At 69.4% G+C, this 23,446-nt stretch carries 24 protein-coding genes and 1 pseudogene; 15 read left to right on the top strand and 10 right to left on the bottom strand.

Features of this window, described 5'->3' with window-relative positions; translation table 11 throughout:
- The first annotated feature begins 6 nt into the window (after positions 1-6).
- The 4 genes from AC4D12_RS16910 to AC4D12_RS16895 all read left to right on the top strand — a co-directional run bounded on the left by AC4D12_RS16910 (position 7) and on the right by AC4D12_RS16895 (position 2,917).
- On the top strand, positions 7-990 hold the full coding sequence (locus AC4D12_RS16910; protein WP_490951128.1) for an aldo/keto reductase: 984 nt from the start codon (positions 7-9) through the stop codon (positions 988-990).
- A gap of 141 nt (positions 991-1,131) precedes the next feature.
- Positions 1,132-1,380 (top strand): hypothetical protein, encoded by a 249-nt coding sequence (locus AC4D12_RS16905; protein WP_490951127.1) that lies wholly within the window; start codon positions 1,132-1,134, stop codon positions 1,378-1,380.
- 14 nt (positions 1,381-1,394) lie between these two features.
- Positions 1,395-2,312 carry an FHA domain-containing protein gene (locus tag AC4D12_RS16900; protein WP_490951126.1) on the top strand — a complete coding sequence of 306 codons (918 nt, stop codon included), beginning with the start codon at positions 1,395-1,397 and terminating at the stop codon, positions 2,310-2,312.
- 44 nt (positions 2,313-2,356) lie between these two features.
- On the top strand, positions 2,357-2,917 hold the full coding sequence (locus AC4D12_RS16895) for a 2'-5' RNA ligase family protein (protein WP_490951125.1): 561 nt from the start codon (positions 2,357-2,359) through the stop codon (positions 2,915-2,917).
- On the opposite strand, the gene AC4D12_RS16890 is transcribed toward AC4D12_RS16895, so the two are convergent.
- Positions 2,914-3,765, bottom strand: a complete 852-nt coding sequence (locus tag AC4D12_RS16890; protein WP_490951124.1) for an endonuclease/exonuclease/phosphatase family protein — start codon at positions 3,763-3,765, stop codon at positions 2,914-2,916. The two genes, AC4D12_RS16895 and AC4D12_RS16890, sit on opposite strands and share 4 nt — an antisense overlap.
- A gap of 46 nt (positions 3,766-3,811) precedes the next feature.
- Positions 3,812-5,242 (bottom strand): adenylosuccinate lyase, encoded by a 1,431-nt coding sequence (gene purB, locus AC4D12_RS16885; protein WP_490951123.1) that lies wholly within the window; start codon positions 5,240-5,242, stop codon positions 3,812-3,814.
- Positions 5,243-5,390: 148 nt separating this feature from the next.
- Between purB and AC4D12_RS16880 the strand changes: the two genes are divergently transcribed.
- The 7 genes from AC4D12_RS16880 (at position 5,391) to AC4D12_RS16850 (ending at position 12,490) form a co-directional block, all read left to right on the top strand.
- Positions 5,391-5,690, top strand: a complete 300-nt coding sequence (locus AC4D12_RS16880; RefSeq protein ID WP_490951122.1) for a hypothetical protein — start codon at positions 5,391-5,393, stop codon at positions 5,688-5,690.
- Positions 5,687-6,955, top strand: coding sequence for a hypothetical protein (locus AC4D12_RS16875; RefSeq protein ID WP_490951121.1), 1,269 nt, complete (start codon positions 5,687-5,689; stop codon positions 6,953-6,955). Before AC4D12_RS16880 ends, AC4D12_RS16875 begins: the two co-directional genes overlap by 4 nt.
- A gap of 9 nt (positions 6,956-6,964) precedes the next feature.
- Positions 6,965-8,182 carry a histidinol-phosphate transaminase gene (locus AC4D12_RS16870; protein WP_490951120.1) on the top strand — a complete coding sequence of 406 codons (1,218 nt, stop codon included), beginning with the start codon at positions 6,965-6,967 and terminating at the stop codon, positions 8,180-8,182.
- Between the two features lie 137 nt (positions 8,183-8,319).
- Positions 8,320-9,591 carry a pyruvate dehydrogenase (acetyl-transferring) E1 component subunit alpha gene (pdhA, locus tag AC4D12_RS16865; RefSeq protein ID WP_490951119.1) on the top strand — a complete coding sequence of 424 codons (1,272 nt, stop codon included), beginning with the start codon at positions 8,320-8,322 and terminating at the stop codon, positions 9,589-9,591.
- Complete coding sequence (locus AC4D12_RS16860) at positions 9,591-10,565, top strand: alpha-ketoacid dehydrogenase subunit beta (RefSeq protein WP_490951118.1); 975 nt, start codon at positions 9,591-9,593, stop codon at positions 10,563-10,565. Before pdhA ends, AC4D12_RS16860 begins: the two co-directional genes overlap by 1 nt.
- 10 nt (positions 10,566-10,575) lie before the next feature.
- Positions 10,576-12,231 carry a dihydrolipoamide acetyltransferase family protein gene (locus tag AC4D12_RS16855; protein ID WP_490951117.1) on the top strand — a complete coding sequence of 552 codons (1,656 nt, stop codon included), beginning with the start codon at positions 10,576-10,578 and terminating at the stop codon, positions 12,229-12,231.
- Positions 12,232-12,271: 40 nt separating this feature from the next.
- Complete coding sequence (locus AC4D12_RS16850) at positions 12,272-12,490, top strand: hypothetical protein (RefSeq protein ID WP_490951116.1); 219 nt, start codon at positions 12,272-12,274, stop codon at positions 12,488-12,490.
- 41 nt (positions 12,491-12,531) lie between these two features.
- Here the strand turns inward: AC4D12_RS16850 and AC4D12_RS16845 are convergent, their stop codons facing one another.
- The 3 genes from AC4D12_RS16845 to AC4D12_RS16835 form a co-directional block, all read right to left on the bottom strand.
- Positions 12,532-12,747 carry an AsnC family protein gene (locus AC4D12_RS16845; protein WP_490951115.1) on the bottom strand — a complete coding sequence of 72 codons (216 nt, stop codon included), beginning with the start codon at positions 12,745-12,747 and terminating at the stop codon, positions 12,532-12,534.
- Between the two features lie 57 nt (positions 12,748-12,804).
- Entirely contained in the window at positions 12,805-14,100 is a 1,296-nt protein-coding gene (locus tag AC4D12_RS16840; protein ID WP_490951114.1) for an aminotransferase-like domain-containing protein, read from the bottom strand.
- 70 nt (positions 14,101-14,170) lie between these two features.
- Positions 14,171-15,139: a helix-turn-helix transcriptional regulator gene (locus AC4D12_RS16835; protein ID WP_490951113.1), complete on the bottom strand. Its 969-nt coding sequence runs from the start codon at positions 15,137-15,139 to the stop codon at positions 14,171-14,173.
- Between the two features lie 591 nt (positions 15,140-15,730).
- On the opposite strand from AC4D12_RS16835, the gene AC4D12_RS16830 reads away from it, so the two are divergent.
- Positions 15,731-16,705 carry a lantibiotic dehydratase C-terminal domain-containing protein gene (locus AC4D12_RS16830; RefSeq protein WP_490951112.1) on the top strand — a complete coding sequence of 325 codons (975 nt, stop codon included), beginning with the start codon at positions 15,731-15,733 and terminating at the stop codon, positions 16,703-16,705.
- 41 nt (positions 16,706-16,746) lie between these two features.
- Complete coding sequence (locus AC4D12_RS16825) at positions 16,747-16,938, top strand: hypothetical protein (RefSeq protein ID WP_490951111.1); 192 nt, start codon at positions 16,747-16,749, stop codon at positions 16,936-16,938.
- A gap of 115 nt (positions 16,939-17,053) precedes the next feature.
- On the opposite strand, the gene AC4D12_RS16820 is transcribed toward AC4D12_RS16825, so the two are convergent.
- Entirely contained in the window at positions 17,054-17,617 is a 564-nt protein-coding gene (locus AC4D12_RS16820; protein WP_490951110.1) for an NADPH-dependent FMN reductase, read from the bottom strand.
- A gap of 270 nt (positions 17,618-17,887) precedes the next feature.
- Here AC4D12_RS16820 and AC4D12_RS16815 point away from each other — a divergent pair, with 270 nt between their 5' ends.
- A complete protein-coding gene (locus AC4D12_RS16815; RefSeq protein WP_490951109.1) occupies positions 17,888-18,691 on the top strand; it encodes a GAF and ANTAR domain-containing protein in 804 nt (267 codons plus the stop codon).
- Positions 18,692-18,707: 16 nt separating this feature from the next.
- On the opposite strand, the gene ald is transcribed toward AC4D12_RS16815, so the two are convergent.
- Complete coding sequence (gene ald, locus AC4D12_RS16810) at positions 18,708-19,820, bottom strand: alanine dehydrogenase (RefSeq protein WP_490951108.1); 1,113 nt, start codon at positions 19,818-19,820, stop codon at positions 18,708-18,710.
- 241 nt (positions 19,821-20,061) lie between these two features.
- On the opposite strand from ald, the gene AC4D12_RS16805 reads away from it, so the two are divergent.
- Complete coding sequence (locus AC4D12_RS16805) at positions 20,062-21,345, top strand: PucR family transcriptional regulator (protein ID WP_490951107.1); 1,284 nt, start codon at positions 20,062-20,064, stop codon at positions 21,343-21,345.
- Between the two features lie 21 nt (positions 21,346-21,366).
- Here the strand turns inward: AC4D12_RS16805 and AC4D12_RS16800 are convergent, their stop codons facing one another.
- From AC4D12_RS16800 to AC4D12_RS16790, 3 genes and pseudogenes are all read right to left on the bottom strand, one after another.
- A complete protein-coding gene (locus AC4D12_RS16800; RefSeq protein ID WP_490951106.1) occupies positions 21,367-21,795 on the bottom strand; it encodes a helix-turn-helix domain-containing protein in 429 nt (142 codons plus the stop codon).
- 248 nt (positions 21,796-22,043) lie between these two features.
- The gene (locus AC4D12_RS16795; protein WP_490951105.1) at positions 22,044-22,727 is read right to left on the bottom strand and encodes a DUF6973 domain-containing protein; all 684 of its coding nucleotides are present in this window, start codon (positions 22,725-22,727) and stop codon (positions 22,044-22,046) included.
- Between the two features lie 595 nt (positions 22,728-23,322).
- Positions 23,323-23,446: pseudogene (locus AC4D12_RS16790) on the bottom strand (IS21-like element helper ATPase IstB); the annotation flags it as partial.

Genomic DNA, 23,446 nt, shown 5'->3' with positions numbered 1-23,446 from the left:
GAAAGCATGGAACAGAGAACCCTTGGAAGAACCCGCCGTCCCGTCTCCGTCGTCGGGCTCGGCACCTGGCAGCTCGGGGCCGACTGGGGTGAGGTGGAGGACAAGGACGCCGTCGCCGTCCTGGACGCCGCCGTGGAGGCGGGCGTGACCTTCTTCGACACCGCGGACGTGTACGGCGACGGGCGCAGCGAATCGACCATCGGCGGCTTCCTGAAGGACAACCCGGACCTCGAGGTTCTGGTGGGTACCAAGATGGGCCGGCGGGTGGACCAGACGCCCGAGAACTACACTCTCGCGAACTTCCGGCAATGGACCGACCGCTCGCGGACCAATCTCGGCGTCGACACCCTCGACCTCGTGCAGCTGCACTGCCCGCCCACCGCGGTCTACAGCTCCGACGAGGTGTACGACGCCCTGGACACCCTCGTGGCCGACGGCGTGATCAGGAACTACGGCGTCAGCGTGGAGCGCACCGACGAGGCCCTCGCGGCCATCGCCCGCGGGAACACGGCCAGCGTGCAGATCATCCTCAACGCCTTCCGCCTCAAGCCCCTCGACGAGGTGCTGCCCGCCGCGAAGGCCGCCGGCGTCGGCATCATCGCGCGCGTCCCCCTCGCCTCGGGGCTGCTCTCGGGCACGTACACCAGCGAGACCTCCTTCCCCGAGAACGACCACCGCAACTACAACCGCCACGGGGCCGCCTTCGACGTCGGGGAGACCTTCTCCGGCGTCGACTACGAGACCGGCCTGCAGGCCGCCCGCGAGTTCGCGGACCTCGTGCCCGAGGGGGTCACGACGGCGCAGGCCGCCCTCGCGTGGATCATCGCGCAGGACGGCGTCAGCACCGTCATCCCCGGAGCCCGCAACCCCGAGCAGGCGCGGGCGAACGCCGGAGCGGTCGCGCACGTGGCGCTCGGTGCAGGGATGAACGACGACGTCGTAGGTATCTACGACCGCCACTTCCGCGCCGTCGTGCACGGGAAATGGTGACCCGGACGCCCGCGCCACGCCGCTGAACGGACGCCCCGGGAGGCCGGGTTCCGGAAGGCACGGGGCTCGGCTAGGGTGGCATCATCCAGGTCAGACGGAGTTAGAGGACGTCTGTCATCGATCACCGGCAAAGGAATCGACATGACTGAAAACACCTCAAGCACAGGCGAGACGCACACCATCCGCGACTGGACCGATCTCGCGGAGGAGATGTGGTCCTACCTGACCGGACGCGGCGCAGCCATCAACTACACGCTCGAGCAGATGACCGTCGAGGTGCCCCGCGACATCGGGCCCGACGCCCCGCGTGCCACGTGGAAGTTCGACGGGACCCTGCGTATCACCACGAGTGACAACGCCTCCGGCGGCTCCGACCCCCACGCCAACTGAGTCGTAGCGAGAACATGACGTCATCAGTACGGTTCGACATCGACATCGGCTTCTCACTCGAGGAGCCGGCCGTCGACGGCAAGGCGGCGACCGGCCTCACCGGCACCGTGAAGGCTGCGGGCACCACGGTCGAGGTCTTCGTGGATGACCCCGCCGCGTTCCGCGGCAACAACCTGCCCGGCATCGGTCAGGTGCGCACCGTGGCCAAGCAGTTGGCCTCCCGCGGGCTCGCCGTGTCGGTCAGCGGACCGAAGGGCCTGCTGGTGGCCATCGGCGCCGTGCAGACCAACATGGCGCAGCGGCTCCTCACACGGTCGCCGCACATCCGCCTCGGGTCGCCGGGGACGCTCGCGCCGCTCGTCGGGATCGGTCGCCGGGCGTTGGAGAAGGGCGACTCGCCGTCCCTGATCCCACCGGGTACTCCGTTCCCGCTCGTGCCGACGGTCAATCGCCGCATCAACCGCCGCATCACCACGACGCACTACTCCCACGGGAGCGGGCGCCCGCGCCTGATCTTCGTGGAGAACTCGCAGGTCTGGAACGGGCAGGTGCCGCGGGAGTTCGAGCTCGTGGGTGACCGCGTGGTCATCGGCAGCGGTGACGGTGCCGATCTCCTGCTTCCCGGGCTCGAGGACGTGCACGCCGAGGTGATCCACACCGAGGACGACGAGTACGTGCTGGTGCCGCACGGCCCCATCACGGGCAGCGTCAGCGGTAACCGCGAGACTGTCCTGAGGACGGGCGCGCGGATCAAGCTCGGTGACTGGGCGCTCGCGTTCTTCCGTGAGGAGTACGCGGACCACGGGCGTCCCTTCGGCGGGCGCAACGGTGGCGAACTCGCCTACCAGCGTCCCCAGCGCAACCCCCGCACCGGTGCCACGGAAGTCGATGGCACGGGTGGCATCGGGGATTTCCGCCGGCCACTGGCCTGAGGTGAGCGGATCCGGCACTACGGACCCGGCAGGAGCGACGACGCGTGGCCGATAGCGTCGAGCTCCTGCTGGATCCGGAGTCCCACCGTCTCCTGCTCGACGACTGGTCTGCGCTCGAGGCGGAGGACCTTCCGAACCAGGGGCGGCACCAGTCCTTCAGCAACGCACCCCACATCACGCTCGCGGCGGCCACTCGCATCGATGCCCGCTACGACGCCGACCTCGCTGCCGCCGCGGCAGGGCCCGCGCTCACGCTGGTCACCGCCGGATTGCTGGTCTTCCCCACGCGCCGGAAGTTCGTGCTCGCGCGCCACGTGGTCGCCGACGTCGCACTCACCGCCCTCCACCGCCGGGTCTGGTTCGCCCTCGACGGCGTGGCCGAGCCCGTCCCCACGACGGTGCGGGGCTCCTGGACGCCCCACATCACCATCGCGCACGGCCTGACCGCGGAGCAGCTCGCGGCCGCCTGCGTCATCTTGAAGAACCGGCCCGTCGACCGCCTCGGCGGCGGCACGGTACGCCGCTGGGACGCGAAGAACCAGCAGCTCGTGACGCTCGGCGGCGGAGGCCTCGTCTGGCCCGAGCCCACAGGGCCCGTGCCCTAGGGTCGGGAGGGCGCCGTCAGGTCGACGAGCGCCTGGACGGGGGCGTGGTCACTGGCCCACCGCCCGTCGAGCGTGGAGACGTTGACAGCCGCCTGGCGGACCTGGACGTCGTCGGTCGTGAGGATCCAGTCGATCCGTCGTCCACCCACCTCCGCCGTCCGGTAGCGAGGGAAGGTGCCGAAATCGGGCGTGAGCCGCTCGTCGGCGGCCACCCAGGCGTCACGCAGCACACCGGAGTCCACGAAGCTCCGGTACGCGGATGACGGCCCGGCGTCGGAATTGAAGTCCCCCATCACCACGGCCGGCAACTCCGGGCGGAAGAATCGCACCAGGTCGAGCACGGCTCCGGCGCTCCGGACACGCGCCTCGTCCGACTCGTGGTCGAAATGCGTATTGACGAGCAACATCTCGCAGCCCGTCGCGGTGTCGTGGAAGCGCCCCCACGTGACGATGCGCGTCACGCCGTTGCCCCAGCTGCTCGACCCGATCAGGTTCGGCGTGTCCGAGAGCCAGAACTGGCTCCACTCGATGAGCCTGAGCCTCAGGGAGTCGTAGAAGATGGCCGAGTACTCACCGCGACTGCCGCCCTCCCGGCCCACTCCGACCATCCGGTACGTGGGGGGCAGCGCTGCGGCGACGACGTCCAGCTGGTGCAGGAGCGCCTCCTGTACGCCGAGCACGGCCGGCACCTCGCGCTCGAGGATGTCCTGCAGCGGCGCGATCCGGTCCGCCCAGTAGTCGATGTCACCCGGCCGCGCCGAGGGGCGGTCGTAGCGGATGTTGAAGCTCATGACGTGCAGGAGGGTGGCGTTCGGCGCGATCAGGGGTGGAGCGGGCGTTCCCGACATGGGCTCTTTCCGGTGGGGCGGATGACGGACGAGGCGGGGCGGGGGCTCAGTCGAGATGGTCCACCAGGTCCGCTGCAATGCCGGTGTAGCGCGCCGGAGTGAGCGCGAGCAGGCGCTGCTCGGCCTCCGGGCTCAGCCCGAGGCTCCCGACGAACTCGCGCATCCGCTCGCCGTCCACCCGGTGCCCGCGGGTCAGGTCCTTCAAGCGCTCGTAGGGATCGTCGAGCCCGGGGACGCCGGCGATCGCCTCGGCGCGCATGACCATCTGGACGGCCTCGGCGAGCACCTCCCAGTTGCCGTCGAGATCGGCGGCCAGGACGTCCTCGGCGACGTCGAGCCGCCCGAGCCCCTTCGCCACGTTCGAGATAGCGAGCAGAGAGTGGCCGAGGGCCACGCCGATGTTCCGCTGGCTCGACGAGTCCGTGAGGTCCCGTTGCCAGCGCGAGGTGACGAGGGTGGACCCGAGGACGTCGAGCAGGCCGGAGGAGATCTCGAGGTTCGCCTCGGCGTTCTCGAAGCGGATGGGGTTCACCTTGTGCGGCATGGTGGAGGAGCCCGTGGCGCCCGCGACGGGGATCTGCGCGAAGTAGCCGATCGAGATGTAGCTCCACACGTCCGTGCAGAAGTTGTGGAGGATGCGGTTGAACCGCGCGACGTCCGCGTAGAGCTCGGCCTGCCAGTCGTGGGACTCGATCTGCGTGGTGAGCGGGTTCCAGCGGAGGCCGAGCCCTTCCACGAAGGACCGCGAGACGGACTGCCAGTCGGCCTGCGGTGCCGACGCGTAGTGGGCGGCGTAGGTGCCCGTGGCGCCGTTGATCTTGCCGAGGAACTCCGTGGCCGCGATGCGCTCGAGCTGGCGGGTCAGGCGGTGCGCGACGACCGCCATCTCCTTGCCGAGCGTCGTCGGCGTCGCCGGCTGGCCGTGGGTGCGGGAGAGCATGGGTGTGGCGCGGGACGTCCGGGCGAGCTCACCGATCGACGCCACCAGCGCACGGGCGGCGGGCAGCCAGACCTCCGTGATGGCCCCCTTGATCCCCAGGGCGTACGCGAGGTTGTTGATGTCCTCCGACGTGCAGCCGAAGTGCACGAGCGGCTTGAGGTGGGCGATGCCGAGACCGTCCAGGCGCCGCCCGATGAAGTACTCGACCGCTTTGACGTCGTGCACGGTGACGGCTTCGAGGTCGGCGAGTTCAGCGACCGACGCCGCGTCGAAGGACGTCACCATGGCGCGCAGGCCCGTCTCCTGGTCCTCGGCGAGCGGCTGCGTCCCGGGCAGTACGGCGTTCTGCGTGAGGTGGAGGAGCCACTCCACCTCCACGTGCACGCGGTCACGGTTGAGCGCGGCCTCCGAGAGGAAGTCGATCAGGGGGGCCACGGCCTCCCGATAACGGCCGTCCAGGGGTCCGAGGGTCAGGGACGTCGCCTCCCCTCGGGGGAGTGCAGCGAAATGGACCCGGGAGCGCGCGGAGTCAGCCATGCGTCCATCCTTCCACGGCCAGTCCGTCGGGGCCTGATCGCCTGTCCACATACGGGGTCGCCGGGCGGGCACGTCCGCGTCCGGCTCGTAGCGTCGGCATATCGGGGAGGGAAGAGGGGATGTCATGGAAGGCTCGGGACGAGCACTCATGGGAGCTGGACGCGGGCCGTTCGCGGCGACGACGGAGGCGGGTGAGCGGATCGATGCGCTCGGCGTGGCGCTCCGGCGGCAGGCGCAGCAGCTCCGGGAACTCCAGCGGCAGGCTGCGGGGGTCACCCGGCTCACGTGGGAGTCGCCCGCGGGCGACGCCTTCAGGTCCTACCTGTCGGAACGCTGCCGGAACATCACGCGCTCGATCGATCTTCTCGACACGGCCGCCGCCCGGCTCGAGGAGTACGGACGGCTCGTGGCCGAAACCGAGCTGCTGCAGCGGGGTGTTGCGCCGTGACGGAGCGGCTCCTGCCGCTTCCGGGCGACGACGGCGAGCTGAACGTGCGTGGCGGCGTGGGCGGCATCCGGTTCCAGTGGGAGGAACTCGAGGAGGCGTCGAGGATCCTCGAGGGACTGGCAGCCGAGGCGGGGGACGTGGCCATGGCGCTCGGCATCACCGCCAGGGACGTCCGCGACCTCCCCTGGCGCGTGCTGCACCTCGACACGTCGGGAGGAGGCTGGTTCCTGCACCAGGAGGCACTGAGTCAGGTGGACGCCGCGTCGGCCTCGGTGCGGGGCAACGAGGAGGAGCTCGAGGGGACCAAGGATCGGCTGATCTGGAACCTCCGCGCCTACCGCGCCGCGGACGCCATTGCCCTGGCCGCGACCGAGGCGGTGCGCATGGCGGGCGCGGAGGCGGCTCGGCGGGCTGCACGGGTGGCGACGGTTGGCGGCGCGGTGGTCGTCGGGCCCGTCGTGGTGGAGCCGGGCGAGGGGAGCGGGGCGGTGACCTTCGACGGGTCGGTGTCGGGCGTCCTGGACCGTCTTGCGGCGGTCGAGGCCGGACCGCCCGGGTCCTTCGAGATCCTGACGGCGGGCACCGCGGCGCGGCCCGTCCACGTGGTCGTCCTGCCGGGAACGCAATCGGGAACCGTGGACGGCCGCACCGGCAGCAACCCGTTCGACGTCGGAGGGATCGCCGAGGCACTCACCGAGGACAGCCGGTACACCGAGGAGGCGGTCCGGGCGGCGCTGGTCGAAGCCGGAGCGAGGCAGGGGGACGGTGTCATCATCGCCGGCTACAGTCAGGGCGGTCTCCACGCGGTGAACCTCGCGAGCCCGGAGCGTCTGGGCTCCCTCTACGACGTACACCTCGTCCTCACCGTCGGCTCGCCCACGGGGTGGGAGGCACCCGTGCGCGGGGAGTACCTCCATCTCGAGCACGTGCACGACGGCGTACCGGTCCTGGACGCCTCGGCGAACGGGGACGGCCGGAACCGGACAACGGTCTCCTTCGACCACGAGGTGCCACCCCTCGGCGTCGCAGGGGACGGCACGCCGGAACCCTGGGGGCTGGGCCCGGCGCACAAGCTGGAGAACTACGCGGAGGGCGCCCGGCTGGTCGATGCGAGTGACGCACCGTCGCTCGCGCCTGCCGCGGCGCTGCTCGCGGCGGCCGGGGCATCCGGGACCGCCCGTCGGCACTCGTTCACGGCGGTGCGCCCGCTGCAGGGCGCGGCGCCCGCGCCCGCACGCCCGCAGGGCCGAAGGCGTGCGGTCTAGGCTATGGCCATGACTTCGATCGACGACCTCCCGGCACCCTCATCCCACGACGCCCCGGCGGGCGAAGCGGCCGGCACAGCGACGGGCGACGCGCCGGTCGACGCAGCCGTCGAGGCTGCGCAGTCCGACGGCGTCCGCACGGTCAGGCCCCGCGGAGTCGTCGGGAGGCTCCCGCGCTACGCCGCCGGGAAGCCGCCCGTCGTGGTCGAGGGCCTGCAGAGCTTCAAGCTGTCCTCCAACGAGAACCCCCTCCCGCCGCTGCCCGCCGTATTGGAGGCGATCGCCGCCGAGACGTCGATCAACCGGTATCCCGATCCCCTGACCACAGCGCTCCGCACGGAGCTGGCCGGGTACCTCGGGGTCCCGCCCACGGACATCGTCACCGGGGCCGGCAGTCTCGGGGCCCTCAACCAGATCCTCGCCACCTTCGCCGGGCAGAACGACTTCGACGCACCCGACGAGGTCGTCTACGCCTGGCGCTCCTTCGAGGCGTACCCGATCAGCATCGGACTCGCGGGAGCAGCGGGGGTGCAGGTGGCGGTCCGCCCTGACGGCACCCATGACCTGGACGCCATGGCTGCGGCCATCACGGACCGGACGCGCATCGTCATGCTGTGCACGCCGAACAACCCCACCGGCCCCGCACTCACGCGGGACCAGGTGGTGGGGTTCCTGGCGAAGGTCCCCGCGGACGTCGTCGTGGTCATCGACGAGGCCTATCAGGAGTTCGTGCGGCGCCCGGACGCCGTGAACGGGATCGACCTGTACCGCTCCTACCCCAATGTGGTGGTGCTGCGGACGTTCTCGAAGGCTCACGGTCTCGCCGGCCTGCGTGTGGGGTACTCCGTCTCGCAGGAAACGCTCACGCAGCATCTTCGCGTCAGCGCCGTACCCTTCGCGGTGTCGCAGATCGCCGAGCACGCCGCGGTCACCTCCCTGCGCTACATCGACGAGGTGGAGCAGCGCGTGCAGTCCATCGTGGACGAGCGCGTGCGCGTCGTCCTGGGTCTGCGGGAGCTGGGTTGGGCGGTGCCGGAGGCTGAGGGGAACTTCGTGTGGCTCGCGCTGGGCGAGCACACCCAGGACTTCGCGGAGCGGGCAGCAGCACAGGGACTGTCGGTGCGGGCCTTCGGGTCCGAGGGAGCACGGGTGTCGATCGGCGAGCCGGAGGCGAACGCGCGGTTCCTCGAGCTCTGCAGAGGCTACGCACATGGTCCCTCTGCGTGACCAGCCCGTCTTAAATAGGCCCGAACGCGCCCGCTGACTAGTCTTGATCAGTACGCCGCCGGAACATATGTACTCCGGTGTATGACTCACGACATACATTCCCTCCTCGGCATATCAAGGGAGGGTGAGGAGCAGGGATGAACAGCAGCCGTCTGCCTGCCGCGGAGTTCGAGGTCGAGGAACTCACGCTGGCGGCTCATCGAGCCGACGCCGATCAGCACGCCGATCACGCCGAGCACGCCGCTGGTGGGCTGGAGAGGCCGGGCGGACCGAACGGGCCGGGCGGCGACATGCTGCAGGTCCTGACTTCCGACGGCTCCCTGGCGACGACGCTCGAGACCAGCATCATGGGCGAGCGCGTGGACCTCACGCCGTACCTCGCCCCGGGGGACGCCGACCATCTGAGGTCGCTGTACCGCGACATGTTCCTCGTCCGGCGGTTCGACCAGGAATCCACGGCGCTGCAGCGGCAGGGACAACTGGCGCTCTGGGTGCCGCTCACGGGTCAGGAGGCAGCCCAGATCGGGTCCGGCCGGGCGCTGGCTCCGCAGGACTACGCCTTCCCCACGTACCGCGAGCACGGCGTCGCTCTCACGCGCGGCGTGGAGTTCGCCGAGATCCTGAGGCTCTTCAGGGGAGTGACCAACGGCGGCTGGGACCCCCGCGAGAAGAACTTCCACCTCTACACCCTGGTGCTCGCGGCGCAGTCCCTGCACGCGGTCGGCTACGCCATGGGTATGCAGCGCGACCAGCTCGCCGATCCGTCCCTGCCGCCCGGCGCGTCCATCGCCTACTTCGGCGACGGGGCGAGCTCGGAGGGTGACGTGCACGAGGCCATGGTCTTCGCCGCCTCCTTCGACGCGCCCGTGGTGTTCTTCTGCCAGAACAACCAGTGGGCCATCTCCGTGCCGGCGACGGTGCAGACCCGGGTGCCACTCGCGAAGCGGGCCGAGGGCTACGGCTTCCCCGGTATCCGCGTGGACGGGAACGACGTCGTCGCGGTCAAGGCGGTCACCCGCTGGGCCCTCGAACACGCACGCTCGGGGAGGGGGCCGGTGCTCATCGAGGCCTACACCTACCGCATGAGCGCCCACACCACCGCCGACGACCCCACGAAGTACCGGCTCACGCGTGACGAGCAGGAGTGGCAGCCGCGTGATCCGCTGCTGCGCCTCGAAGCCCACCTGCGGGCCGCCGGGCTGGCCGACGATGCTTTCTTCGAGGCGCTCGGTGCGGAAGCGCGCGTCATGGCGACCTCGCTCCGGGAATCGGTGCTCGCCATGAAGGCGCCCGATCTCGAGAGCCGGTTTGCCGCCGTGTACGCGGAGCCGCACCCCCTCGTGCAGGAGGAGCTGCGCTTCTTCCAGAGGTACGAGGCCGGTTTCGCCGAGGAAGGACAGCAGGACTGATGGCCACGATGACCATCGCGAAGGCGATCAACGAGGGGCTTCGCGCTGCACTGGAGAACGATCCGAAGACGCTCCTCATCGGTGAGGACATCGGCGAGCTCGGCGGCGTCTACCGCGTCACCGACGGCCTCAAGCGCGACTTCGGGGCCCTGCGCGTCGTCGATTCGCCGCTCGCCGAGTCGGGGATCATCGGCACCGCGATCGGCCTCGCCCTGCGCGGCTACCGGCCCGTCTGCGAGATCCAGTTCGACGGATTCGTGTTCCCCGGGTTCAACCAGATCACCACGCAGCTCGCCAAGCTCCGCACCCGCAGCGACGGCATGCTCAGCGCGCCGGTGGTCATCCGGATCCCCTACGGCGGCGGCATCGGCAGCGTGGAGCACCACTCCGAATCACCGGAGGCGCTCTTCGCCCACACGGCCGGGCTCCGCATCATCACGCCGTCGAACCCGCAGGACGCCTACTGGATGATCCAGCAGGCCGTGACGTGCGAGGACCCGGTCATCGTCTTCGAACCGAAGCGCAGGTACTGGCTGAAGGGCGAGGTGGACACGGCCGCGTCCTCCGGTGATCCGTTCTCGGCGCACGTGCTCCGTACCGGGACCGACGCGACCGTCGTCGCCTACGGCCCGCTGGTGCCGGTGGCGCTCGCGGCCGCCGCCGCGGCGGAGGAGGACGGCAGGAGCATCGAGGTCATCGACCTGCGGTCCATCTCCCCGATCGACTTCGACACCGTGACCGAGTCCGTCCTGCGCACCGGACGCCTCGTCGTCGCGCACGAGGCCCCGACGTTCGGCGGCATGGGCGGCGAGATCGCCGCGCGCATCACCGAGCGCGCGTTCCTCTCCCTCGAGGCACCCGTGATCCGCGTGGGCGGCTTCCACATGCCCTACCCCGTGGCGCGTGTCGAGGAGCAGTACCTGCCGGACATCGATCGCATCCTCGAGGCACTCGACCGTGCCCTCGCGTACTGAAGGGCCGACCATGACGCTGAAGACCTTCAACCTGCCCGACGTCGGCGAGGGCCTCACCGAGGCGGAGATCGTCCAGTGGCGCGTCGCCGCGGGCGCGAGCGTGGCGGTCAACGACATCATCTGCGAGATCGAGACGGCGAAGTCCCTCGTCGAGCTGTCCTCGCCGTACGCCGGGACCGTGTCGGCGCTGCTGGTGGACGAGGGCGAGACCATCGAAGTCGGGACGCCCATCATCTCGGTCGACGAGGGTGCCGCGGCAGGTCAGCCCCGTGACGACGACGGCGGAGCAGGCGTGGGCACAACCGCCAGGGGCACGAATGGGGCCGCCGACGGAGCCGGGGACGACGACGGCGGCGACGGCAGTTCTGCTGTGGTCGGCGAGGCGAACGGTGCCGTGCCCAATCCTCAGATGCCGGGCGAGGTGGCCGGTCCGGCGACGGCGGCGGACGGCGACAACACCCAGCAGGCCTCGGAACCGTCCACGTCGACAGCGCGCGCCGGCGGGGCGTCGGAGGAAACCACCAATGACGCGCCGGGCGAGTCGGCGCCCGGGCCCCTCGTCGGCACGGGCCCGAAGGCGGACGCCGTCAAGCGCCGTCCGCGCAAGCCTCAGGACCACCAGGAGCCCACACCCGGCGGAGGGCCGCAGCGGCAGCCCCACACCGTCACGAGCCCGCCGTCGCGCGCGGTCGACGCCGTCGCCTCCGCAAGCGGAGCCTCCGCGAACGGAGCCTCCGCACCGGACGCCCCCACGCCCGCCCGCGTGCATCCGCTGAACCAGCTCATCAACCGCGTCCTCGCGAAGCCCCCCGTCCGCAAGGCCGCCCGGGACCTCGGCATCAACCTCGCGGACGTCCCGGCCACGGGCAGCGCGGGTGAGGTGACCAAGCAGGACCTGATCAGCTACCAGGCGCAGCGCGACGCCGAGCAGGACGGCGCCGAGTCCTTCTGGTCGGGGCGGAAGCTGATGGGCGGTGACCGGGTGGAGCGGATCCCGGTGAAGGGCGTCCGGAAGGCCACGGCGAAGGCCATGGTGCAGAGCGCGTTCACGGCGCCGCACGTCAGCATCTTCGTGGACGTCGATGCCTCGCGCACCATGGAGTTCGTCAAGCGGCTGAAGACGAGCCGCGACTTCGAGGGCATCAAGGTCTCGCCGCTGCTGATCCTCGCGAAGGCGGTCATCTGGGCCGCCGCGCGCAACCCGTCGGTCAACGCCACGTGGAACGACGACGAGATCCTGGTCAAGCACTTCATGAACCTGGGGATCGCCGCGGCCACCCCGAGGGGTCTCATGGTGCCGAACATCAAGGACGCCCAGGACCTCTCGCTGAAGGAGCTGGCTCTCGCGCTCAACGAGTTGGCGACGACGGCGCGCGCCGGGAAGACACAGCCCGCGCAGATGCAGGGCGGCACCCTGACCATCACCAACATCGGCGCCCTCGGCATCGACACGGGGACGCCGATCATCAATCCGGGCGAGGTGGCCATCGTGGCCTTCGGGACCATCAAGCAGAAGCCCTGGGTGCTCGACGGCGAGGTGATCCCGCGCTGGATCACGACGCTGGGTGGATCCTTCGACCACCGCGTGGTGGACGGCGATCTCAGCGCGCGCTTCATGGCGGACGTCGCGTCCATCCTCGAGGAACCGGCGCTGCTGCTGGACTAGGGTCGATGAGCCTCGATACGCCTCGATTAGGGTTGGCAGCATGAGTCAGAACCCGCAGGGGCGCGATCCTGCCCGCCGTCCCCGCTACTCCGTCAGCCGGTTCGCGCTGGTGGTGGCGATCGGCCTGGCGGCGTCGCTCGTGCTGCAGGCCCTCTTCCCTGACCTCGGCACCATCGCGCGGCTGTCCATCCTGCTCATCGCGGCCGCGCTGATCTCGATCGGCGTGACCCTGTGGCAGCAGAAGAGGCCCCCGCGCTGACGCTCAGTGCCTCCCGGCGCATCCCGGCGCCGGCGTTGCCGCTACTGCTTGCCGTACTTGCGGTGCACCGCCTGCTTCGTCACGCCGAGACTCTGCGCGATCGCTTCCCAGGAGAGCCCGGCCTGACGGGCGCTGCGCACGAGACCCGCCTCCGTGCGCCCGACCTCCCGGTGGAGCTCCGCCACGATCTGCAGGGCTTCAGCGGGTCCCTTGCCGTCCATCGATCCGACGAGTGTCTTCATGCGTCCCACCTCCATTCCGTCAACATTAGTTGACGAAGGGACGTGGCGGCAAGAGCCGGGAAAGTCTCGGGCCTAGGCCCGGTTCTCCTGAATGGCCGTGCGCAGGATCGGCGCGAGGCGTCGGACGCCCTCCACGATGTCCTCCGGGGACACCGCACTGAAGGCGAGTCGCAGCTTGTTGGACGGCTCGTCCGAGGGCGTGAAGGCCGCCCCGGGGATGAAGACCACGCCGGCGTCGATCGCGGAGTACAGCAGCGGGTAGGTGTCGATGCCGTCGGGGAGCGTGACCCAGATGAAGAAGCCGCCGTCGGGAGTGGTCCAGTGCACGCCCTCCGGGAACTCCTCGGCGAGCGCCCCGAGCATGGCGTCGCAGCGTTCGCGGTAGAGGCTCCGCATCGAGTGAAGGTGGCCGCGCCAGTCGTACTCGGTGAGGTAGTCGATGACGAGCATCTGCGTCAGCGGTGACGGGCAAAGCACCACCGCTTCGCAGGCGAGGTAGAACCGGCGGTGCAGGTGCCTCGGTACCAGCGCCCAGCCCAGCCGGACGCCGGGCGCGAAGATCTTCGAGAAGGAGCCGAGGTAGATGACGTCCTCGGGGTTGTCCGCACGCAACGGCGTGAGGGGCTCGCCGTCGAACCGGAGCATGCCGTAGGGGTTGTCCTCGAGGACCAGGATGGTGTGGTCCCGGCAGATGTCGACGACGCGCTGGCGGCGATCGGCGGACATCGTGATGCCGCTCGGGTTGTTGAAGCTCGGGATCGTGTAGAGCAGCTTGATGGCGCGCCCCTGGGCCTCGAGCTCGGCGATGACGCGCTCGAGCTCGTCCGGGATCAGCCCGTTCTCGTCCATCGGGACCGTCACCACCTCCACCTCGTAGGCCTCGAAGGTGTTGAGTGCGCCCACGTAGGTGGGGTCCTCGCAGAGGATCACGTCGCCGGGGTTGCAGAAGACTTTCGCGGCGACGTCCTGCGCCGACTGCGAGCCCGTGGTGATCACGACGTCGTCCGGGTGGGCTCCGGTGATCCCCTCGGCTGCCATGACGTCGCAGACGAGGCGGCGCAGCTCCTCCATCCCCTGCCCGCCGCCGTACTGCAGGGCCTCGAGGCCCCGTTCGGCGATGATGCGCTGGGCGCTCCGGCCGAGCTCCTCCAGCGGGAGGGACTTCAGGTAGGGGCTGCCGCCGGCCAGGGAGACGAGGCCGGGCCGGATGGAGATGTCGAAGACGTCCCGGACGGCTGACTGCTTGATGTTGGCGGCGCGCGAGGAGAACAGTGCCTGGTGCCGCTCGGCGGCGACGACCGCCCGTTCGAGGGCGGCCTCGGTCTCGGCGGGAAGGATGTCGGGGGAGTTGTCGCTGACTGAGGTCACGCCCGCAGTCTAGGTGGCGGGTTAACCAGCAGGCAACACCTGTTGCCCTGATGGCGTGGTCGGATCACGGTCAGATCCAGCCGGCGTCCCGCGCCTTCAGGGCCGCCTGGAACCTGCTCTCGGCGCGCAGTGTCTCGAGCATCCAGGCGATGTGCCGCCGGCAGGTTCTCACGTTGATGTCGAGGCGACGCGCGATCGACTCGTCGGACAGGCCGCTGGCGAGGCCGTGCAGGATGGAGCGCTGCATGCTCGTGAGCGGCGAGGCGATCTCGGCGGGAGCGAGGAACGGTTCACTCAGCTCCCACGCGAGGTCGAACAAGCCCGTGAAGATGCTGATGAGGTTGTGGTCCCGCACCACGAGCGCCGCCTTGTCGTCACGCGAGAGCTGACGGCCCACCACGGCGAGCTTGTCGTCGAAGATCAGCATGCGCAGGGGGATGAACGGCAGCACCCCGAACTCACCGCCGCCGGCCGCGATCGCCTCGACGGCCTTCCGTGTGGGCACGTGGTCCCTCGTGCTGGTGTCGTAGAGCGTGCGCCGCCGCACTCCGTGCTCGAGCAGGTCCAGGTCCTTCCGCACGCTCTCCTCGTGGACGTCCGCCGTGGAGCCCTGACCCGGCTGCGAGATGTACACCTTCTCCGTGACGTCCCGCCCGTAGTCGATCAGGACACGGTGGATGAGGTGCGGATCCTCCAGCGTCTCCACCGAGGTGGTGGAGAGGACGTCCTTCCGTGCCTCGAGGAACGTGGGCAGGAGTGTGGAGAGCTCCCGTCGTCGCGCGCTGATCCGCGCCTTGAGGTCCTGCACACTGCGTTCATCCGCGTCCACGAGGTCTGCGAGGGCGACGTCGGGGGAGACGGCGACGAGCCCGTCACCGGAGCCCGCGCGCGGGCTGAGGAGACGCTGGGCGGAGAGCGCCTCGATGGACTCGTCGATGCGGCGCAGGGTCAGCCCGAGCGCGTCGGAGGCCTCGGAGCGGGTCCAGCCGGGATGCGCGACGGCGTAGCGGTAGACCTCGAGCGACGTCGCGTCGAGCATGAGCGGTCCCCGTCCCTGTCGCTGAGGCCAGCGGCATCTGCCCTCGAAAAAGATGACATGTCCAGTTAATGACACTACGCCAACGGTCGCAAGAAGAGTGCGCAATGAGACGTCGCGAGCCCGGAATGACGCGGATCCGAGGTGATCCCGTGAGCTCGGTGCGGCGGGCAGGCCGACCGCTGCGTCCTCTTCACGTCATGTCCACAACCGGCCAGCCCTACCGCTGGACACCGACTTCCGCCGCCGGACATCCTTGGGAGGCCGGTCCACCTCGGCTGTCCGACTGGACGCCGACGGTACCACGGGCGCTGCACCCCGCAGCGCGGACCAGCTGAACCGACCCGGACAAGGGTGAGGAAGGACCGCCATGAAGAAGGTATTGGGCGCAACTGCAGGCCTGTTGATTCTCATGGGGGCCGTTGCGCCGGCAGGCCAGTCCATCAGCGCAGGGAGCTGGGATTGGCCGAAGGGTCAGCCCACAGCGAGCAGCTGGGACTGGCCCAAGTAGAAGGGGTCTCCGGACTAGAGCCCGGAGGTTCCGCCCAGAGCCCGCCCCAGCGGGGGTGATCACAAACCCTGAAGGAGAGAGCCATGAGCCAGCTGACAGCCATTCGAACCGCCTCACGGACGGTCGTCAGCACTCAGTGGTGGCATCTCTCCCTCTCGACGGGTGGCTTCGATGTAGCGGACGGCATCATCGAGGAGCAGGTCACCCCGCTGGTGGCGCAGGCCCAGGCGCTCGGCGCCAAGCGCTGGTACTTCACGCGGTGCGAGGACGCATCCACGGGAGTGGTCAGCCAGATCAAGGTCAGCATCCACGCGCACCCCCGCGTGCTCGAGAGGCTGCGCGCCTTCCAGCGCGTGCTGCAGACCCGCAGTGCACGCACGCTGCCCCTGCTCACGGTCCGGCAGCAGTTCACCGCCCCGGCCAGCAACACCTACTACTCCGGTGGTCCCGAGATGGCCGACCCGCAGATGGAGGCCAACCTCGTGAAGTACGGCGGGGTGGAGGGCCTGCATCTCGCCGAGGAGGTCTTCGAGCTCAGCTCCGAACTCGCCGTCTGGGCGAACCAGCGCTTCCCCCGCATGCAGAGCCGGTCCGCGCTGGGCGCCCTCGTCCTCTTCGACGCCGCGAACGCCATGATGCGCGGCCCGCGCTCCGCCGGCTGGCCCGACCGCCGTCGTCTGTCCTGGGACTTCTACTGGGACAGTCACCTCCGCACCTGCACGGCCGACGTCGGACCGCGCGCGGCGGGAGTGCGTGAGGCGATGACGGCGCAGGTCTCCTCGAAGTCCACGGGCTTCCACGCCCTCATGGCCGCCACGGCGGCGGAATCCGCGGTGCACAACTGGCGACGCCGGTGGTCACGCGCGGTGGACACCTACCTGTACCGCGCGGACAAGGTGCGCGTCAGCCGCAGTGCGCAGCACCTCACCGTGTACCAGGCGCACATGGCGCTGAACCGCCTGGGCTTCGTGGCCCGCGAGGAAGCCGCCCTGGGTCTGTATGCACGCTCCTGGCGGCCGCAGGTGGATCCCCTGCACTCTGCCCGCGCCACTCCCTGAACCGACCCCGAGCCACCACGCACCGATCGAAGGAGAGCACTATGAACGCCAGGAACAGCATCGTGCTCGCGGCGGACGACGCCGCCCTCTCCGAGGCCCTCGGGTGCTCCTTCGAGACGGTGGAATCGCTGCAGCACGACGGCGTCCTGGAGTCCCAGGGCCAGCTGTGGGAAGTGGGACCGGCGCGTGACTACCTGCGTGACGCGGCGTGGGCCGACAACATCTGGCACTGATCCGTTCGTCGTCCGGTATCGATCCGCGAGCCGCCAGACCCGGCTGTCAAGAACAGAGGACGCCGTCGCACCGTGCGACGGCGTCCTCTGCTGTGGGTGTGGGTTGCGTGTCGGCTCAGGCGGCCACAGAGACGGTCGCGGCGTCGGCGAGGGCCGCGAGGACGTCCGTCACCTGACCGGCGACCTCGGCGTCGTCCTTCGGGTGCGTCTCCGCGAAGCGCGTGATGGAGCTCCCGATCGACAGCTTCGCGTCCTCGAGGACGTCCGCGCCGGCCACGCCGAGTGAGCGGCGTGCCTCGTCGTGCGCCCAGACGCCGCCGTACTGCCCGAAGGCCGATCCGATGACGGCGGCGGGCTTGCCGGAGAGCGCTCCCGCACCGAAGGGGCGTGACAGCCAGTCGATGGCGTTCTTCAGGATCGCGGGCATGCTGCCGTTGTACTCGGGGGAGACGAGGAGCACGGCATCGGCGTCACCCGTGACGGCCCGCAGATCCGTGGCGGCCTGGGGCCGGTCGGCCTCGTTGTCGATGTCCTCGTTGTAGAAGGGGAGGTCGCCCAGCGCGTCGAACGTGACGACGGTGACGTCGCGCGGAGCGTGTTCCGCAGCGGCTTCGGCGAGTTGGCGGTTGATCGACCCCTCGCGCAGGCTTCCGACGAGGGTCAGGATCGTGGTGGACATGCATTCTCCCTGGGGTGTGTGGCCGTGCTTCCGGCCGTCCGTGCGGGAGCGCTGATCGAGCGCCCCTTTCCCTCAAGGGCCTCGGAGGCCGGCTTATTCCAGCCCCCGCCCCCGCCTCCTTCGTACCCCTGCGCCCTTGTTCCGGCCACGAGTGCCTGATCGGCCGGAGGGCTTCCGCGGGGGAGCAGGCTTGTACACTGTGGCCACAGTGACAGCAACAGAAGTGTCGGGCGCGCCCGGACGTTGACAATCGAGGAGGCCCGCGGCGCCATGTCCGATTCCCACCACCTGACCGACGACGACGTCGTCGGCGAACGCCACCTCCACATGGTGGCCGAGGGCGAGATGCCCTCGGCGGAGGAGAGCGCAGCACAGCTGCAGGACCTCCTCGTGAATCACCCCGACGTGCAGGCCTTCCTCCAGCAGCTCGCGGAGTTCACGGCGGGCACGCTCAGCACCCAGGGGACCACCTGGTGCGGGATCACCCTCCAGCAGTCGCGGGCGAAGCGCTTCACGGTGGGAAGCAGCGACGAGAAGGCCCGCAGCATGGACGAGGTGCAGTACGCGCACGACGACGGCCCCTGCCTCCATGCGCTGCGGGTCCACGACGAGGTGTTCATCACCGATACGCGCGGCGAGAAGCGGTGGCCGGACTTCATGCGGCAGATCTCGGAGAGCGGAGTCGGCGCGATGTTCTGCCTGCCGCTGGACCTCGAAGGTCACGCGAAGGCTGCCCTGAACCTCTACGCAGAGGATGCCTCGGTGTTCACCGAGGACTTCCGGCACGTGGCGCGCAGCTTCTCGGTCCAGGCCTCGCAGGCGCTGAAGCTCGCGGTGCGCGTGGCGCAGCACGCCGCGAAAGCCGAGGACCTCCACTCCGTGCTGCAGTCGCGCACGGAGATCGACCTCGCGGTCGGCATCATCATGGGCCAGGACCGGTGTTCGCAGAGGGAGGCGTTCGACAAGCTGCGGCGCGCGTCCAACGCACGGAACGTCAAGCTCCGGCTACTCGCGTCGGGCATGGTCGAGGGCTACAACGGCTCAGCCCCCGCAGCCCACTTCGACCCCGCCTGAGGTCACCCGCTCGGCGTCAGACGAGCGCCGTCCAGTCCTCCGCCAGCTCGAGCCCGTGCGCGTTCGACACGGACTGGTGCGTGACCTTGCCGCCGGCCACGTTCAGGCCTCGGGCCAGGGAGGCATCGGCGTCGAAGGCGCCGCGGACGCCCTTGTCCGCCAGGGCGACGGCGTAGCGCAGGGTCACATTGGTGAGCGCATAGGTCGAGGTGTTCGGGACGGCGCCCGGCATGTTGCCCACGCAGTAGAAGAGGGAACCGTGCACCATGAAGGTGGGGTCCTCATGCGTGGTGACGTGGGAGTCCTCGAAGCAGCCGCCCTGATCCACCGCGATGTCCACGAGCACACTGCCGGGCTTCATGCGCGCCACGAGGTCACTGGTGACGAGCTTCGGCGCCCGTGCGCCGGGGATCAGCACCGAGCCGATCACGAGGTCCGCCTCGAGCACGGAGGTCTCGATCTCCAGCGCGTTCGACGCGATCGTCTTGACGCGGCCCGCGTAGAGAGCGTCGAGGTCGCGGAGGCGTGCGATGTCGATGTCGAGGATGGTCACCTCCGCACCCGTGCCCACCGCCATCGCCGTCGCGTTGGTCCCCGCGACGCCGGCGCCGAGCACCACCACCTTCGCGGGTCGCACGCCGGCCACGCCGCCGAGCAGCAGGCCGGGGCCACCGGCTGGGGCGGTCATGACCTGCGCTCCCACCTGGACGGACAGGCGCCCGGCCACCTCGGACATCGGGGCGAGCAGCGGGAGTGTACGGCCGTCCTGCACGGTCTCGTAGGCGATGGCGGTGACCCCGGCGTCGAGCAGGGCGCGGGTGAGCTCCGGCTCGGCCGCGAGGTGCAGGTAGGTGAACAGGACCAGGCCCGGACGGAAGCGGTGGTACTCGGAGGCCACGGGCTCCTTGACCTTCAGCACCATGTCGGCGCGGCCCCAGACGTCGTCGGCGGCCTCCACCAGCTCGGCACCGGCGGCCTCGTACTCGGCATCCGAGATGTTCGACCCCACCCCGGCTCCGCGTTCCACGAGGACCTCGTGGCCACGGGTGCGGAACTCGTGCACACCGGAGGCGGTGATGGCCACGCGGTACTCATTGTTCTTCACTTCTCGGGGGACGCCGATGATCATGGGTTCTCCAGTGCGATCGGGGCGGATGGGTCAGCACAAGGATAGGGAGCGACGAAGCGCGGTCCGCGGGCCCGTGGAGGGCTTGCACTGCGCCGCGCAGGGTGGTGATCACGCGCCGACGGCGGCGTGCCGGGGATCTGTGCACGTGTGACGGCGGACACGGCCACTTCGGGGTCGACAGATGTCGAGGCGCAGGGCGGCAGATGTCGTCTGTCGGACGTGCGGCCACTACTGTGGGGGCGTGCAGAACCAGGCTGTGGAGGACCTCGTCGAGTCGATCGCGGTGACGCTGGGTCGCGGTCTCTCGCTCGAGGACCCGGACGGCGTCCTCCTCGCGTACAGCAGCCACCAGTCCACCGCCGACCGCGTCCGCGTCAACTTCCTGCTGAGCAAGAAGGTGCCCGAGGACGTCAGCGAATGGCAGCTCCGGCACGGGATCGCCCACGCCGTCCGGCCCGTCGTCGTCCCGGCCAATCACGAGCTCGGCATGTTGGGGCGGGTCTGCGTGCCGCTCCTCGCCCGCGGGTTCCGCGTCGGCTACCTCTGGGTGCAGCACCACGCGCAGGAGGACCCGGCGTCCACCATCCTCGAGGCCCTCGCCGCCGTCCGCCCGACGGTCGACCGCCTCGCCGAACTCCTCCTCGAGACGGACGCGGCGTCGTCGGAGCGGCGGTCGCAGCGGGAGGCCGCCTTCCTCGCTGCCTGCCGCGGCTCGGCCGCCGCCGTCGAGGAACTGCGGGGGTGGCGGGAACTCGGCGGGCGCGGACCGTGGCGGCTCGCCGTGGTGCACGAACTGCTGCCCTCCGACCGGGGCGCGGGCGGCGACGGCGAGCAGGGCGGCGGGGGAAAGGGCGCCGGCGGTGCTCAGCCGATGGTCGGGGACCCCCACGAGGGCGTCCTGCTGCAGCGGACCCTCGCGCTGCAGGCGACGGTGGGCGTTGCGTCCGTGCTGTTCAGTGCCGCTGCCCCGACCTCGACCGTCCTCGTGTGTGCGCCGGACGCCGGGAGGCCCGCGCTGGAGCAGGTGCTGAGCCGCTTCCGGAGCGAGGTGGGCAAGCGTGCAGGCCGGGAGGCAGGGCGCGTGATCCTCGGCCTCAGCGACCCCCTCCCGGACCCACGGGACCTCGCGGACGGCCTCGCCCAGGCCCAGCAGGCGGTGCAGGCAGCCGCCGTCGACCCTGCCCTCGGAGACGTGGTGGCCTACGCGGAGATCGGGGTGTACCAGTTCCTCGGCGCGCTCGGCTGGCAGGTGCCGGGCCGGGGCAGCGTGCGCTTCGCTGACCTGGAGGACGCCGACCGCGCGCACGAGCTGCTGCCCGTGCTGGAGCTGCTCTACGACAAGAACGGCTCGGTCCAGGACGTCGCGGCCCAGCTCCACCTGCACCGCAGCAGCGTCTACAACCGGCTGGCCCGGATCCGCGGGCTGATCGGCGTCGACCCCCTCGCGGGGGCGGTGCGGCTGGACCTGCACCTGGCACTCAAGGCACGACGGTGGCGCATGCGGCCCCGGTTCGAGCAGTCCTAGGGGTTCCGTGAAGCGTGCCGGTCAGCCGGCCGCTGTCGCGTCGCTCTCCCGGGCGGCGTCGATCACGGACCCGCGCTCGGCGGTGCGCCGCAGCTGACCGCGCAACCACTCCTCGACATCGGACCTCCGGAGCCTGCGGTGCGAGCCCCGATATTCGACCGGGAGCGTGCCGGCGTCCGTGAGCTTGCGCAGGTAGCTGTGCGAGATACCGGCGAGCTCGGCGGCCTGTGAGGTGGTGAGGAGTTCGGCGACGGAGGTCACCTGCACGGCGTCGCCGTCGGACAGCCGTGCGAGGAGATCGACGACGGCGGCCTGCGCGTCCGTGGTGAGACGGTGCGCTGTGCCGTCCACGAACACGGTGACGTCCGCGCTCCCGCCCAGGGCGCGGCGCAACGGTGCGCACTCCTCGGGTGGCAGCGCCGCGGTGGATCTCGGAGCCCTGGCCGTCATGGGGACATCATCCCACTACCTCGCCAGGGTGAGCCCTGCGGTCACGGCGAAAACGCCTGTGAGTGTGTCAACTTCATCCAGGACCACTTGGACGGCTTGATTCAGGACCACAAGGTGATTTCCGAGGCTGCCGAATTCTGTCGGTCAACGGCGAAGAGCTGGTGCTGGATGGAATATCCCTGCACCAGCCCTTTGCCGATGACATTCGGTGTTTAAGCCGCGCGACTGCGATGGCTCTAACGTTCGCGTTACGCGCCGTTGGTCGTGAAGAGGGTGTTTGACACCGCTGCAACGGCGCACCGAGTATTCACCGTAGCGTCGTCGCTTGCCGTCAGTCCGTAGGACCGCCCAGTTGCGTTGTTCACGCGATCCATTTCGGCTAGATCGGCTGTGTTGCTTTGGTTGGTGATCTCGTGCTGGTTGCTGATCAGTGCTGCAGCTCGTTCGCCGATGTGCCGGGTCATCAGCCCATTCCAGTAGCAGTGACGATATGCGTCTCCTCGACCCCCCAGCTGACTTTGCCCGCTAGGGTACGTTGCCAATGAGGCGCTGGTCGCGGTTGCCGCGTCATCGGCTGCGACGTTGCAGGATGCGATGTCGGCAGCGACCACACAAGCGGCCCGTTCAAGCACGCCCCAGAAGTCGGAGAAATCACCCTCCGCGCGAAGTGTGACTTCTGGTGGCTGTGAGGTCAGGATCTTTTCCTCCAGCTCAGGAAGCAGCTCCCCTGATTCGTTTTTCATCAGCGGGAATACAGCTTGCTTCTCGTCTGCGGTCAATTCGTCGAGAGCGACCAGCGGATCTGGTGCGGCGAGGATCACCGCAAGGTTGGAAGCTGGGTCGCTGGTTGTTGTCGCGAAGCCCGGACCGGCCATACCCATAGCCGTGAAGGCAGTTGCTAGTGCAATTGCTGCGCCAGTATAGCGTTTCATGGTTCCCCCTTGTGTTGGTTGGCTTACCCTTTTACGGTTTCACAACGGCTTCGGACTTCACGAGGATTTTCGTCGTCGCTCTTGATAGGCAGAATCGTCTTGGATAGTGAATGCAAGAGTGTGTTCAGGAGGTACTTTGAACTCGGCTGATACCGTTCGACTATGGTTGGGCCGGAAGTGGGGTTCGCTCCCGTTCCATAGCGGCTGCACGGCCAAGGAAAGCCAGCAGCCCGCCGACGATGATGGTGGCTCCCAGGCTCAGAGTGGGCCAGAGGTAGTAGCCGATTGCGAATCGACCGTCGTCACTGACCGGGTCCGTAGGGTCACTAAGCGCACTTTGCGCGGCAAATAGAAGACACCAGCCGATGACCGCGGCCCCAACCGCCCAGGTGTATTTTCGCCAGCTCAGTAGTGAGGATTGTCGTTTAATAAGTAGAAGTCCTGCTACGAAGATTCCAATGGGTAGACCTAGGAAACCGATGGTCAGGCAAGCAAGAAGCAACGTGTCCATATGACCAGCGTAAGCGGGAGGGTGTTCTGGGCCCATCGTCCTATGATCACCAAATCATCACCGCCCTGGCGTTAATGGGTCGATCTAGCTGTTGCTCCGGCTGGCGAGGGTGTGTGCGAGGCGGTAGGAGTCGGTGCCGGTTTCGATGATGGCTCCGTTGAACGTGAGTCGGTCGACGATCGCGGCGCAGAGACGTGGGTCTGTGAAG

This window comes from Arthrobacter sp. TJ-266, from assembly GCF_058269115.1.
The sequence above is the reverse complement of the archived record's forward strand: the minus strand, read 5'-3'. Positions and strand labels throughout refer to the sequence as shown.